The sequence below is a fragment of the Proteiniclasticum sediminis genome (genome assembly GCF_018128025.1).
Lineage (GTDB): Bacteria > Bacillota > Clostridia > Clostridiales > Clostridiaceae > Proteiniclasticum > Proteiniclasticum sediminis.
The window spans coordinates 22,280-35,396 of the sequence record NZ_JAGSCS010000011.1 but is presented as its reverse complement, the minus strand read 5'-3'; the positions used below and the strand labels follow the sequence as shown (position 1 = coordinate 35,396).

13 protein-coding genes are annotated in these 13,117 nt (G+C 50.5%); 4 read left to right on the top strand and 9 right to left on the bottom strand.

From position 1 onward, the window contains the following. The first annotated feature begins 33 nt into the window (after nt 1-33). The 3 genes from KCG48_RS09015 to KCG48_RS09005 are packed head-to-tail and all read left to right on the top strand — an operon-like array spanning nt 34 to nt 2,583. Nucleotides 34-684, top strand: a complete 651-nt coding sequence (locus KCG48_RS09015) for an amino acid ABC transporter permease (protein ID WP_211801443.1) — start codon at nt 34-36, stop codon at nt 682-684. Next, nucleotides 677-1,399: an amino acid ABC transporter ATP-binding protein gene (locus KCG48_RS09010; protein ID WP_211801440.1), complete on the top strand. Its 723-nt coding sequence runs from the start codon at nt 677-679 to the stop codon at nt 1,397-1,399. Before KCG48_RS09015 ends, KCG48_RS09010 begins: the two co-directional genes overlap by 8 nt. A gap of 26 nt (nt 1,400-1,425) precedes the next feature. Next, complete coding sequence (locus tag KCG48_RS09005) at nt 1,426-2,583, top strand: M20 family metallopeptidase (RefSeq protein WP_211801439.1); 1,158 nt, start codon at nt 1,426-1,428, stop codon at nt 2,581-2,583. A gap of 78 nt (nt 2,584-2,661) precedes the next feature. Here the strand turns inward: KCG48_RS09005 and KCG48_RS09000 are convergent, their stop codons facing one another. Then, nucleotides 2,662-4,413 carry a flavocytochrome c gene (locus tag KCG48_RS09000; RefSeq protein ID WP_211801438.1) on the bottom strand — a complete coding sequence of 584 codons (1,752 nt, stop codon included), beginning with the start codon at nt 4,411-4,413 and terminating at the stop codon, nt 2,662-2,664. A 206-nt stretch (nt 4,414-4,619) separates the two neighbouring features. Here KCG48_RS09000 and KCG48_RS08995 point away from each other — a divergent pair, with 206 nt between their 5' ends. Next, nucleotides 4,620-5,021 carry a 23S rRNA (pseudouridine(1915)-N(3))-methyltransferase RlmH gene (locus KCG48_RS08995; protein WP_211801437.1) on the top strand — a complete coding sequence of 134 codons (402 nt, stop codon included), beginning with the start codon at nt 4,620-4,622 and terminating at the stop codon, nt 5,019-5,021. A 294-nt stretch (nt 5,022-5,315) separates the two neighbouring features. Here KCG48_RS08995 and KCG48_RS08990 read toward each other — a convergent pair whose 3' ends face one another. The 8 genes from KCG48_RS08990 to KCG48_RS08955 form a co-directional block, all read right to left on the bottom strand. After that, nucleotides 5,316-5,897: a nucleotidyltransferase family protein gene (locus tag KCG48_RS08990; protein ID WP_211801435.1), complete on the bottom strand. Its 582-nt coding sequence runs from the start codon at nt 5,895-5,897 to the stop codon at nt 5,316-5,318. An 8-nt stretch (nt 5,898-5,905) separates the two neighbouring features. Continuing rightward, complete coding sequence (locus KCG48_RS08985) at nt 5,906-6,436, bottom strand: nucleoside-triphosphatase (protein WP_211801433.1); 531 nt, start codon at nt 6,434-6,436, stop codon at nt 5,906-5,908. A gap of 93 nt (nt 6,437-6,529) precedes the next feature. Further along, nucleotides 6,530-8,830: a xanthine dehydrogenase family protein molybdopterin-binding subunit gene (locus KCG48_RS08980; RefSeq protein ID WP_211801431.1), complete on the bottom strand. Its 2,301-nt coding sequence runs from the start codon at nt 8,828-8,830 to the stop codon at nt 6,530-6,532. After that, nucleotides 8,814-9,290, bottom strand: coding sequence for a (2Fe-2S)-binding protein (locus KCG48_RS08975; protein ID WP_211801429.1), 477 nt, complete (start codon nt 9,288-9,290; stop codon nt 8,814-8,816). Before KCG48_RS08975 ends, KCG48_RS08980 begins: the two co-directional genes overlap by 17 nt. Then, nucleotides 9,280-10,071: an FAD binding domain-containing protein gene (locus KCG48_RS08970; RefSeq protein WP_211801427.1), complete on the bottom strand. Its 792-nt coding sequence runs from the start codon at nt 10,069-10,071 to the stop codon at nt 9,280-9,282. Before KCG48_RS08970 ends, KCG48_RS08975 begins: the two co-directional genes overlap by 11 nt. An 88-nt stretch (nt 10,072-10,159) precedes the next feature. Next, nucleotides 10,160-10,933: an ABC transporter ATP-binding protein gene (locus tag KCG48_RS08965; RefSeq protein WP_211801425.1), complete on the bottom strand. Its 774-nt coding sequence runs from the start codon at nt 10,931-10,933 to the stop codon at nt 10,160-10,162. Continuing rightward, entirely contained in the window at nt 10,930-11,910 is a 981-nt protein-coding gene (locus KCG48_RS08960) for a FecCD family ABC transporter permease (protein WP_211801423.1), read from the bottom strand. Before KCG48_RS08960 ends, KCG48_RS08965 begins: the two co-directional genes overlap by 4 nt. A 36-nt stretch (nt 11,911-11,946) precedes the next feature. Beyond that, nucleotides 11,947-13,005, bottom strand: coding sequence for an ABC transporter substrate-binding protein (locus tag KCG48_RS08955; protein ID WP_211801422.1), 1,059 nt, complete (start codon nt 13,003-13,005; stop codon nt 11,947-11,949). Nucleotides 13,006-13,117: the final 112 nt, after the last annotated feature.

The window sequence follows — 13,117 nt, the reverse complement described above, 5'->3', positions numbered from 1 at the left end:
TCCCGTTTCACCATCAATCGGAGGAGGATTCCCATGGACTTCAGTTTTTTGCCTAAATATCAAAACTTCTTTCTAAACGGCATGCGCTATACCCTAATTCTCGCCTTTTTCACCGTCATCCTCGGTTCCCTGTTTGGTCTCTTCATCGCCCTCATGCGCATGAGTTCCAATAAGGTGCTCAAAGGGGTCAGCGGAGCCTATGTGGAATTCATCCGCGGCACCCCCCTTCTTCTGCAGCTCTACATCGTCTACTATGGACTTCCGGATCTGGGCATCATGCTGCCGGACTTCCCGGCAGGCATTGTGGCCCTGTCGGTGAACAGCGCTGCCTACGTGGCCGAAATCATCCGTGCCGGCATCCAGTCCGTGGACAAGGGCCAGATGGAAGCGGCCCGCTCCATCGGCATGAAGCGGGGCATGGCCATGCGCTTCATCATCATCCCCCAGGCAGTGAAGACCATTCTTCCGGCCCTGGGCAATGAATTCATCACCATCATCAAGGAATCCTCCATCGTCTCAGTGATTGGAATCCATGAGCTCATGTACAACACCGATACCGTGAAGGGCAATATCTTCAGTGTCTTTGAGCCCCTCATCGTTGCCGCCATCTTATACTTCCTCATGACCTTTGGACTGTCGAAGCTCCTGGGACTGTTGGAAAGGAGAATGAAAACCAGTGATTAGTGTAAAAAACCTGAAAAAGCAGTTCGGAAAACTCGAAGTCCTCAAGGGCGTGAACCTGGAAGTGACCAAAGGAGAAGTAGTGGTGGTCATCGGCCCCAGCGGCTCTGGAAAGAGCACTTTTCTTCGCTGCCTCAACCTGCTGGAAGTGCCCACCGACGGGGAAATCATCTTTGAAGGGATTTCTCTCGTGGATAAGAAAACTGACATCGACGTGGTCCGCCAGAAAATGGGGATGGTGTTCCAGCAGTTCAACCTCTTCCCCCACCTGTCTGTCCTGGAAAACATCACCATCGGTCCCCGAAAGCTTCTGAAGATGACCACGGCCCAGGCCAACGAAGTGGCCATGACCCTTCTCAAGCGCATCGGTCTGGAAGACAAGGTCTCCAGCTACCCCGCCCAGCTCTCCGGCGGCCAGAAGCAGCGAATCGCCATTGCCCGGGCTCTGGCCATGTCCCCCGACGTCATGCTCTTTGACGAACCCACCTCCGCCCTGGATCCCGAAATGGTCGGCGAGGTGCTGGATGTCATGAAGAAGCTGGCCCTGGAAGGCATGACCATGGTGGTGGTCACCCATGAAATGGGCTTTGCCCGGGAGATCGCCGACCGGGTGCTCTTTATGGATGAAGGACTCATCGTGGAGGAGAATACCCCCGCGGAAATCTTCACAAGGCCCCAGCACCCCCGCACGAAGGATTTCCTGTCCAAGGTCCTGTAAGATTGACCGATATTGGAGGAGAAATGATGAAAGAAACATTCGCGAAGATTCTGGATACCCTGAAGCCCACGCTGGTATCCCTCAACGACTATATGTATGCCCATCCCGAAGGCGGAGATCAGGAATTCCTGGCCACGGAAAAGCTCACCTCCACCCTCCGGGAACACGGTTTCCAGGTGGAAACCGGCCTAGTGGGAAGACCCACCGCCTTTAAGGGGGTCTTTGACAGCGGGAAACCCGGCCCCACAGTGGCCTTTCTGGCGGAATATGATGCTCTGCCGGAAATCGGCCATGGCTGCGGCCACAACATGATCGGCACCATGGCTCTGGGAGCGGGCATCGCCTTAAGCCAGGTACTGTCCCAAACCGGAGGTCAGGTCCTGGTCCTGGGCACCCCGGCAGAAGAAACCAATGGGACCAAGGTGGCCATGGCGAAGGAAGGTATCTTTGATACGGTGGATGCCGCCCTGATTCTTCACCCCTCCCAGGAATCCTCCCAAAGCGGACGCTCCCTGGCCATGGATGCCCTGGAGTTTGCCTACACCGGGAAGGCCAGCCATGCGGCAGCCCAGCCGGAAAAGGGGATCAACGCCCTGGACAGCGTGATTCAGCTCTTCAACGGCATCAACGCCCTCCGGCAGCATGTGCCCTCCGATGTCCGGATCCACGGCATCATCGCCAAAGGCGGTGTAGCCGCCAACATCGTTCCGGACTTTGCCGTAGCCCAGTTCTACATCCGGGCTGCAGAGCGGAGCATCGTGGACGAGGTGGTGGACAAGGTAAGGAAGATTGCTGAGGGTGCCGCCCTCATGACGGGTGCCACCCTCGCCATCTCCAACTATGAGCTCTCCTATGACAATATGCGAACCAACCAGACCCTTTCCCAGTGCTTTACCCAGAACCTCCTGGCCATGGGGGAGGAAAAAGTTTCCCCCGCCAAGGAAGATTTGGGCTCCATCGACATGGGCAACGTGAGCCATGTGGTGCCCGCCATCCATCCCTACATCGGCTTTGGCTGTCCCCAGGCCGCTTCCCACAGCAAAGCGTTTGCCGACGGCACCATCACGGACGAGGCTCACGCGGCTCTCCTTCGGGGAGCCGGCGCTTTAGCCCTCACGGGATATGATCTTCTCACCCGTCCCGCCCTCCTGGATCAGGTGAAGAAAGAGTTCTCCGGGAAATAACCGGTTAGGGGACAACATGGAATCCTCCCCATGGAAAAGGACTTGAGCATGACGCTCAAGTCCTTTTTGGGTCCATTCTTATTTCATGTCAGCAGCTGCAGTCTGTCCGGCAATTCTTCCAAAGACGATGATGTCGGTGACGGCGTTTCCGCCGATGCGGTTTCCGCCGTGGACACCTCCGGTGACTTCACCGGCAGCATACAGTCCCTTGATCACCTGGCCGTCTGTTCCAATGACGCGGGCCTCGGTATCAATCTTCAGTCCACCCATGGTGTGGTGGATGCTGGGGGTAACCTTCAGGATAAAGTAGGGTCCATTTTCCAGGGTCTGGGTCAGATGGGTTCTTCCAAACTCGGCATCCGTTCCGCTCTTCACCGCTTCCCCGTAGGTCTTCAGTGTGGCTTCCACAGTGGCGGCGTCGGTTCCGAGAAGAGTGGCAATATCCGCCGCGGAGGCACACTCTACAGCATAGCCTTTCTTCACATAACCGGCTAAAGATGCATTTTCTTCCTTCATCTCTGCGTTGGTGACGAGGTAAGCAATCCCATCGGTCTGGGCCAGGATATTGGCGGAGACCACGTCGCGGGTGAGCAATTCGTCCGTGAACCTTTTGCCCTCCGCGTTGATCAGGATGGCTCCGTCGCCGCGGAGACCTTCGGTGAACATGTATCCGGATTCAGGATCTGTGGTGGGATGAATCTGGATCTGGTCGATATCGGTGAGATCTGCCCCCACACTCTGGGCCATGGTGATGCCGTCTCCGGTGGCTCCGGCGTGGTTGGTGGTGGAGAAGCCCACCAGGTCAGGACGGAAGGATTCCACCATCTTGCTGTTGGCGCCGAATCCGCCGGCAGCCATGATCACCGCCTTGGCGCTGATGGTAAATTTGTTGCCGCTGGCATCTTCGGCTTCAATGCCGACTGCAGCGCCATCCTTGGTGAGAATGGTCTTGGCGGTGGTTTCCATGAGGATCTTTACCCCCAGGGATTCCAGCTTCTGGGAAAGGACCTTGACGACGACAGGGCCCACAGGGGATCCGTCTTCTGGGGTATGGATACGGGGATTGGTGGCTCCACCGGACAAGGTCACGCGAGTGAGTCCTGCCCCTAAATCATTGAGCCAATCCACAGCTTCGGCGGAGTTTTCCACAAGAATACGAAGGAGCTGGGGATCATTGAGGTTTTTTCCACCCTTCATGGTGTCATCATAGAAGGTCTGGATGGTATCTTTAATCCCGGCAGCTTCCTGATACTTGGTTTCTGCTGCATTGATACCGCCCGTGGCACGATTGGTGTTTCCTCCCACGATGGGCATCTTTTCCACAATGACCACAGATTTTCCTGCGGAGGCGGCTTCTACTGCAGCAGCCATTCCCGCTCCACCAGCGCCGATGACCACCACGTCAGTGGTCAGGTCTTCCTGCTTCACGGTTTCTTTCTCGTACTTCACTTTCTTCAGGGCTTCGATGTCTGCACCGGCCTTTTCCAATGCCAGCGTGATGGCCTTAATGGCTCCGTTACTGGAATTGGTGGCTCCGGTGACCACATCCACACCCAGCCCCTGGCTTTCGAGGATCATGGAAGCGATGGCTTTCGCCGCTTCATCGCCCAGCCCCTGGGTCTCATCGGGAGCATCCACGGTGATTTCCGTGATCTTCTCTGCGGTGACGGTGATGGTGGCCTTGATTTTTCCACCATGGCCATCGGCTTCTGCCGTGTAGGTTCCCGCGGTGAACAAGGATCCGGCTGGCTTTTCATCGGCTTTCTTTCCGCAGCCGAATGCACTGAGGGCAAGAAGCGCCATGAGGGATCCTGCCATAATTTTCTTCATCAATTTCATTCCTATGATTCCTCCATTTGTTTTGTCCTGACGAGTATACCAAGATCACTTTGTTAATTCAATAACAATAATTGTATTTTAAGTGCATTTTTTAACACTTCGCCGGAACCGATAAAAAATACCCGGTTCTTTGCTACGAGAACCGGATGTCTTCATGCTATGATTGAGGAAAGAAAAACCACAAATGGAGGTGCGCCATGCTCACCCTAAAAATCCTCATGAAAGATACATCTTCTCCCGCATATTATCGGCAAGCCGTGGAAGAATACACCAAACGCCTGGGCAGGTACTGCAACCTCTCCCTGGAAACCGTCAAGGAAAGCGACCTGGAAGCCGCTCTGGCTTCTCCCGGGTATATGATTCGCGTCAGCCAGAAAGGCCGACAGATGGACTCCGTGGCCTTTGCGCAGCAGCTGGACTCTTTAGCCACCCAGGGAGTTTCCAAAATCACCTTTATCTTGAACATGAAGTACCCGGATGCCCAGGATTCCCTCTCCCTAACCACCATATCCCTCGAGGATCCCCTTCATCTTGTGGCGCTTCTGGAACAGATCTACCGCTCTTTCCGTATCACCAATGGGGAACCCTATCATAAGTAATGTTGTAAATTGTACCGCTCTATTGTCATGAATCAGCTTGTGTTCTACTCTATATCCGCATCTTTAATGTAAATCCTTCCCAAATACAACTCCTATTCATTGCTCGGAAAGCGATGAATAGGAGTTGCTTTTCTGTCTTACTCAAGATATCTCCCCAAAAAGCTGTGGGGAATCTCAGCACAAAGCAGCTCCTCTTCCCGGGTTACCCCTAAACTGCCCTTTCCCTTTTTCCTGGAAATCCATTTTACAATCTCGATCTTAAACCTCATCTTGTGATTTGCATCCCCAAATCATCTATTCCAGATCTTGAGGCTGATCCACATCTTTAAGCTCTTTTTTATCGATCTCCATATACGCAACATCTTCCAGGTATTTATTCATGACCTTTTTGCCGCCTTGCTCACCCTGTAGCTCGAGTAATTCCGGATAATACTTTTCGTCAAAACTCACCGGATTCCCCGTAATCTTGTTGTTTATCGCACACAGAAACCCCGCTTCCGTCTCCACGGCTTGGAGTAGAAATTCCTCTAACGTATCCTGCTTCAGCCAGGGCTGGTCCGCGGTTAGGAAAACTGCAGCCTCTCTTGTTTCTTCCCCACCCTCTAGCGGAAACCCTAAACCCAGCTTAATGGACTCAGACAGTCCATTTTCTGGACACCTATTCTCTACACACTTCAGCCCGAAAAGTTTTCCTGTGTTGAGAATTTCATCATAGGAAGAAACCAGGATCCCTGTTCCTTTCTCGGGATATTTCTTAAGAAACGCAGAGACATTCTCCAGCACATACTGAAACATCGGTTTTCCCTCAATTTTCACAAGGAGCTTGTTTTCTCCAAAGCGACTGCTAAAACCCGAAGCCATGACGATGATCCGCAAATACCGCTTCATCGCTTCTTTTCCTCCTTTTTAAAATAATCCAGAGCCATTTGGAAAGCCTCTTCTCGACCCATCCGATCCAGGTCCACATGGAGGCCTTCTTCTAAGCTCCATACTTTTCCAGTAAACGGAAGGTTTTCCTTTTTTAAGACCACCAGTACAGGAATCTCTTTCTGCACAATGGCATTCCAAACGCCATCTAAAAAGGCAGGAATGTCTTTTTCAAACCTTCCGATTTCATCCATGAGGATACACTCACTCTTGTCCTTCAGGCTTCGCTCGATGGCTTTTACGCCCATGACGGTAAAAGCATCCGGATCGATTTTGAGCTCTCCATTTTCTTTAAACCTGGCCATGGGAAAACCCGCAGGGGTCCGTTTCCCTTCTTCCAGGGGAAACAGATCAAACCCGATCCTTTTCCCCTCATGAATCACAGGCATCGTACAAAACCCGCCTGCTTTCCAGCCTAAAGCATTCAAGATTCTTTGGCACAATGTGGATTTCCCCGTACCGGGCAAACCGGTCACCATCATCAGCATGGTCTGTTCCTCCCCTAGGTCTTCCCTTTATATCGTTAACACCCCGATCGTAAGACATGGTGTCTACAATATCAGGGTGTTCCATACTCTGTTTTAGGAGGGATTTACTGCAATTTCCAGCATCCCCATGGCGACCTTTTCACTGGTGATGGGCAGACTGCGCACATTGACTTTCGTGGCATGATACACGGCGTTTGCAATGGCGGGGGAAGGCGTGTTGATGACAATTTCCCCAATGGATTTTGCGCCAAAAGGTCCGGACGGCTCATAACTGCTCTCAAACTCCACACGAATATTCCCCACATCCAATCGAGAGGGAATCTTGTACTTCATGAAGGAGTCCTGAACGAGTCTGCCCTTCGTATCATGAACCACATCCTCGTATAAAGCCATCCCGATCCCCTGGACGATCCCTCCCTCCGTCTGGATTCTGGCGAGGTTTGGATTGATGGGGGTACCGCAGTCCACCACGGCCACATAGTCAATCAGTTCAATTTGCCCCGTTTGCTTATCCACTTCAATTTCCACCAGACCCGCCATGAAGGGTGGAGGACTGGTGGGGGAAAAGTGAGACTCACTGGCCGTAAGGTACTGATTCCTTCCCACCAGGGAACTATTGCCAATGTCCCGCAGTGTCACTTCTTTTTTGTGCTCCAGAGAAAAGACTTTTTTTCCGTCAAACTCAACGTTTTCCACTGGCAGATCCAAGAGTCGAGCTCCTTCTTGAAGGATTTTATCCCGAAGTTTCTCGGCGGTCTTCACCACCGCCATGCCGGTGATATAGGTGGTACTGGACGCATAGGATCCTGTATCATAGGGCGAAAGATCCGTGTCCACGCCATGTACCACGATATTGTCCACGTCGCAGTCCAAGGATTCTGCGGCCATTTGGGCCAAGATGGTATCGCAGCCCGTCCCCATGTCTGTAGCTCCAATCAAAAGGGTATAGAATCCATCATCATTCAGCCGAATCTCCACCGCGCCTACATCCACGTTCGAAATTCCTGATCCCTGCATGGCGACAGCGCAGCCTACACTCCGCACCTTATTGTCCCCCATATCTCTTGCTGGGTATTTATTATCCCAGTCGATCATCTCTTTGGCTCTTTTGAGGCAATTGTCCAGATGACAGCTCCCGAGAACTTCATTATAGTATGTGGGCAGAGTGTCCCCGACCTGGGTTTTATCCAGCATATTCTTCATTCGAAGCACCGTGGGATCCATATTCATCTTCGCTGCCAGTTCATTCACGGCGGATTCCAGCGCAAAGAACCCTTGGGTTGCCCCATATCCTCTAAAAGCTCCTCCGGCCATGGTATTCGTGTAGACCACATCGTATTCAAACTTTGAGGCTTTGATTTTATTGTAGATGGTCATCGCTTTATGCCCGGAAAGCCCTACCGTAGTGGGGCCATGGTCTCCATAAGCCCCTGCATTCCACAGCGAATGCATATGAATAACTTTAATGTTCCCGTCCGTATCAGCCCCGAGACGAACAGTAATCTCACTCTCATGGCGAGGCCGTCCGCAAGTCATGCTTTCTTCGCGGGTAAAGATCAGTTTGGCGGGTTTTCCCGTCACCTTGGTCACGAGAGCCGGATAGATTTCACTGACGATGGACTGCTTGGCGCCAAATCCTCCCCCGATTCTGGGCTTAATGACTCGAACCTTCGATTTGGGAATCTCCAGCGCTGTGGACAGAATCCTTCGGACATGGAAGGGAACCTGCGTGGACGTTGTCACCACCAGTCTTCCGTAAGGGTCTAAACTGGTGTGGGTTCTGAAAGTCTCCATCATCGCCTGGCTATTGGCCAGGGTGTGATATTTCTCGTTCACCACATAGGCACAGTCCTGCAGCTCTTTCTCCACATCGCCAATTTCCATGGAACTTGTGGCACAAAGATTTCGCTTAGGGTCAGCGCCCACATCCACTAACGCGCGAAAATCATCCTCGGGATGGACGATAATGTCACTATCGATGGCAGTTCTAAAATCAAGTAAAGGAGTAAGCACTTCGTATTCGACTTTGATTAGCGCCATGGCTTCGACAACCGCTTTTTCATCCCATCCGGCGATAATGGCCACCGGATCTCCCACACTGCGAATTAAAGGATCCAGAATAAGCCGGTCATAGGGACTAAATTCCGGATAAGTCTGTCCGGCTGTGGTAAATCTTGTTTTTGGAGCTTCCTCATGGGTTAAGATGCATTCGATGCCTTCGACTTTCATGGCCTCTTCTTTCGAAACATGGAGGACTCTCGCATGGGCATGGGGACTTCGCAGAAGCTTTACGGTCAGAAAATGTTCCGGTGTAATATCATCCGTAAAAACCGGTTTACCCGTGATCAGGGGAATCGCATCTTTCTTGCGTATACTCTTATTTACGGTCTTCATGGCTTACCTCCTGGTGGGCATCCAAATATTTGCGAATGGCTCTCATATGCCCCATGTAGCCTGTACAACGACAAAGATTGCCCGCAAGATAATGCTTAATCTCTTCATCACTGGGATTTTTCAGTTCATTTTTCATGGCATACATATTCATGATCAACCCTGGGCTGCAAAAACCGCACTGTTCCGCTCCCTCATCGGCGACAAACAGCCCGATTTCCAAAGCCTCCTTTTGAATCCCTTCCAGGGTGACCACATGTTTTCCCTGGGCTCGGGCCACAAGGGTAGAGCAGGAAAGGACCGGTTTGCCTTCCAGCAGTACGGTGCATAATCCACAGTTGGAGGTTTCACAGCCTCTTTTTACACTGAAACTCCCTTTCGATCGAACAAAATCAATGAGAAGCGTCTCGGGTGCTACCTCTCCTTTCACTTCTTTTCCATTGATCCACATTTTAATGTCCATGATACCCTCCTGAGATCTTCTCTACATTTCTTTTCGTGAGCACTTTTGCCAGCATGCTTCGGTACTCCTGACTTCCCAGGTAATTCGTCCCAAAGGTCATTTCTTCCATCATCTTCCTCTGCATCTCTTCCATTTCTTGTTCCAGAAGCTGAGGTCCTGCCTCAAAATCCATTCTCTTCGGCGCCCCTGGCCTTCCCCCCAAGACGACAGACCATACGCCATTGTTGTAGGAAACCGCACTGGCAAGAATCGGAAAATCTGTGGCGCTTTTTCTCACGGTTTCATAAGCCGCTTTTCGACCATCCTTTTTGATGATAATCCGGGCTAAAACATCTTTGATCGGCTTCATTTCGAGATAATCTTTTAATGGAACCCGCCCTGCATGCACAAACTCCAGCTCCGTGTCTAAGGCAAGAAGAGACGTGATAACATCGGAGAATCCCAGCTTAGAAGCCACTGATCCTCCTACGGTTGCCCCGTTGCGAAACTGAACGCCCACGATCCCTTTAACGGCCTTGGCCAGATACCCCTCAAAATAACGATTTAAACCTTCATGGATTTCCATGTCTCTTAAGGTGGTCATGGCTCCGATGATAAAGGAATTTTCATCTTCTTCAATCCGATTTAACGACAGTGCAGAAAGATCAATGGCATTTTCAATCTTTCTATTTCCCATTTTAAGCCACATGATTCCGCCTAAAATTACACTGCCTCTTTCTTGAATCAGATCATAGGCTTCCTCCAGACTTTTCACCATAACATGATTTTTTGTCGTAAACATATTTCTTCTTCCTTTCTTCCCCGTTTTCAGCGATCCCGCTTGTTAACATCCCTGCTATACAACGCGAACCCATCTTATTATTTTGATTCTAATTTTGCTTATCCACGAATACTCTTCCTGGCGAAAACTCCACCAGTTCCACATCCCCATAGACTTGTCTCATCTTTTCTTCCATGGACGCTTTCGTCTCCTGATGAACCTCAATGGTGGACACGACCTGACCCTCTTTAAATAAATGAATTCGATCGGCGTAACGTAAGGCTAGGTTCGGATCATGAATCACAAGAAGGGAAATGCAATTTCGCTTTTTCGTTTCCGCCAAGACCAGTTCCATCATTTCATGGCGAACCATGAAATCGAGGGTGCTCTCCGGCTCATCCAAAAGAAGTACAGGAGTTTCACGAATCAGGGAGCGAATCAATCTCACCTTTTGTTTTTCCCCTTCACTCAAGGTGGTAAAGTCTCGGTGAAGATACTCCAGAAGACCAAACTCCTCCAGTTCACGACGAACCTCTTTTTTCATCGTCTTACTGTAATTTTGGAAAATCCCCATATCCGGATTAAATCCCATGAGAATAATTTCCTCTACCGAAATGGGATAGGTCACCTTAAAGGTCTGCGGCATAAAGCTGATATACTTCGCCATTTCCCTCGTGGTTTTCCGGCTTAAATCCGTATCTCCCAAAGACTTCTTTCCTTCTGATTTAAGAAGCGCCATCATCCCTTTCACGAAGGTGCTTTTCCCCGATCCATTCTTCCCCACTAAAGCCACCAGCTCTCCCGGGTAAAGATTCAAATTGATCTTTTTCGTTTGCCAGTGGTCATAGCCGCACTGAAAATTTTCCAAGCTCAGTTTCATCATAATTTCCCCTTCCCTCTCATTAAGATGATGAGAATGGGCGCCCCAAGAAGAGATGTCAAAATGCTGACGGGGATCTCCGCGTAGGTGAGGGTTCTCGCGAGGATATCGGATACCAAGAGAAGATTCCCGCCAAGGAGTCCCGCAACAATCCAAGTATTTCGGTTGTTGGTTCTTAGCAACAATCTCGCCAGGTGTGGGGCAACTAGGCCGATAAAGGATATAATTCCCGTAATGGAGATTAATGAGGCCACCACTAAGGCAGACAAAAATAGAATCACTGGTCTGATGATTTTAAGGCTTACCCCCAAAGCTTGCGCTTCTCCATCGGATAAAGATAAGATCCCCACCTGTCTTCCGAGGAAGAGAAGGAGAATTAACGCAGGGAGACTTCCCAAAAGGCCCAGAGAAACTTTTCCCAGGGTGACCGCCCCAAGGCCTCCCATAAGCCAGAATTCAATGGCAGACAGCTGATTTTCCGGGTCTGCCATCAGTTTCATCAGCATGAGAACCGACTGGGCCAGGGCATTCACCGCCACTCCCGCCACCACAAAGGAAGCCAGCTGTTGGCTAAATCGGCCGCGTGTAAGATATACCGCCAGACTAATGGCCAGAAGTGCACCCACTAAAGCCCCCGAGGTTACGGTAAGAAAGCCCCCACCGCCCAGGATAATGCCTAGGGCCGCTCCCGCACTGGCTCCACTGGAGACCCCCATGATATCGGGAGAAGCCAGGGGATTTTTAAAGATGGTCTGCATAAATGCCCCCACCAAAGACAGGGCAAACCCTGCATAGAGGGCCATCAGAGTTCTGGGCAGTCTTAGCTGATAAAACACCTGATAATCCAGAGGATCCGTCATCTTTCCCAAGATCATGCTTGTCAAAGACACCTCATACTTCCCAACTTCTAGGGAAAGAAACAGGAGGGATAGCGTACTGATCAGAAGAAAAATCACTGTTTTTTTTAGCTTTTTCTCCATAGACATTTCCCTCCTTCTATTTTCAGTTGTTTCTCTTTAATTTAGTTCTCCCGAGAAGGTAAAGCCATAGAACTTTTCATAATACGCCACCACATCCGCTTTTAGTTGTTCCGCGTCATATTTCTCTTCATAAAGATAAGAGCATATGGCTAACACGCCCAGAACACTTGCCGGTACTGGCGAATCCCAAGATTCAAGATTTGACGGAAGTTTATAGACTTTCTTTTCTTTTACTGCCGTAAGGTCCGAAAGAACAGGATCCGTTAAAACATCCTCTACGGTATAGCTGGCATCCGAAGCCAGGATAATATAGTCAGGCTGCCATGCGAGGATCTGCTCATAAGACACTTCGGACCAGTAGCTGTCTTCCAGCTCCTTGGCGACGTTTTTTGCTCCAGCTTCTTCAATCAAGGAAGACTGATGCATTTTACCCCCGGCGGTGGTTAACAAGCTGCTATTGCCCCCAAAGTAAACCGTGGCCTTTTCTTCTTCAGGGACGTTCCCTGCTACGGCTTTCGCCTTGGCCAGGAGCTCCTTATTGTACGAAATGATTTCTTTTGCTCTGTCTAGCGTTCCCGCGGCTTCCCCCAGCATGGTCAGCACTTTTTCCATGTCGGTAAAACTTTCCGGATTAACCCCTAAGGCTTTAACCGATAAACCCTCCAGGGTCTTGATCACGTCTTTCAAACGAACAGGAACCACAAGGAGTTCTGGTTTTAGAGCCAACGCGCCTTCCATGTTAAACTCCTTCGCCGTACCCACATTGGGCACTTTTAAAAGTTCTGGAGCCGCTAGGGAATATAAGGGCCTGCTCTCGGCCTTGGCCTCAATTCCGACCATTTTGTCCGCAAGTCCTAACGCCATGAGCATGCTGGATGTGATGTAGTATCCGCTGACTAACCGTTCCGGTGTTTTTTCAAACATGACTTCTCGGCCTAGATCATCCGTGACTTTAACGCCCTCAACTTCTGTGGGGGTCTCCACCCCAGGGGTTTCCACGGGAGTTTCCGCAGCCTTTGGCTGACATGCTCCTAAAGTGATCGCCATGACACTGACGATGAATCCTGACACCAGGGTCTTTAATCTTTTGTTCATTCTGTACTTCCTCTTTTCTTCATCCCTTCACCAAGGCGAAATGAACGATAATTTTTGTTGTATTTGAGACTAGAATATATTTTTATGATATTAAATTAACGAAATATTTAGT

What these genes read in the sequence shown, in the direction of transcription:
- KCG48_RS08970 (WP_211801427.1), bottom strand. Translation starts at nt 10,071, where the DNA reads ATGTTTACGACAAAAAATCATGTTATGGTGAAAAGTCTGGAGGAAGCC.
- KCG48_RS08980 (WP_211801431.1), bottom strand. Translation starts at nt 8,830, where the DNA reads ATGAAGACCGTAAATAAGAGTATACGCAAGAAAGATGCGATTCCCCTG.
- KCG48_RS08995 (WP_211801437.1), top strand. Translation starts at nt 4,620, where the DNA reads ATGCTCACCCTAAAAATCCTCATGAAAGATACATCTTCTCCCGCATAT.
- KCG48_RS09005 (WP_211801439.1), top strand. Translation starts at nt 1,426, where the DNA reads ATGAAAGAAACATTCGCGAAGATTCTGGATACCCTGAAGCCCACGCTG.
- KCG48_RS08965 (WP_211801425.1), bottom strand. Translation starts at nt 10,933, where the DNA reads ATGATGAAACTGAGCTTGGAAAATTTTCAGTGCGGCTATGACCACTGG.
- KCG48_RS09015 (WP_211801443.1), top strand. Translation starts at nt 34, where the DNA reads ATGGACTTCAGTTTTTTGCCTAAATATCAAAACTTCTTTCTAAACGGC.
- KCG48_RS08975 (WP_211801429.1), bottom strand. Translation starts at nt 9,290, where the DNA reads ATGGACATTAAAATGTGGATCAATGGAAAAGAAGTGAAAGGAGAGGTA.
- KCG48_RS08960 (WP_211801423.1), bottom strand. Translation starts at nt 11,910, where the DNA reads ATGGAGAAAAAGCTAAAAAAAACAGTGATTTTTCTTCTGATCAGTACG.
- KCG48_RS08955 (WP_211801422.1), bottom strand. Translation starts at nt 13,005, where the DNA reads ATGAACAAAAGATTAAAGACCCTGGTGTCAGGATTCATCGTCAGTGTC.
- KCG48_RS09000 (WP_211801438.1), bottom strand. Translation starts at nt 4,413, where the DNA reads ATGAAGAAAATTATGGCAGGATCCCTCATGGCGCTTCTTGCCCTCAGT.
- KCG48_RS08985 (WP_211801433.1), bottom strand. Translation starts at nt 6,436, where the DNA reads ATGCTGATGATGGTGACCGGTTTGCCCGGTACGGGGAAATCCACATTG.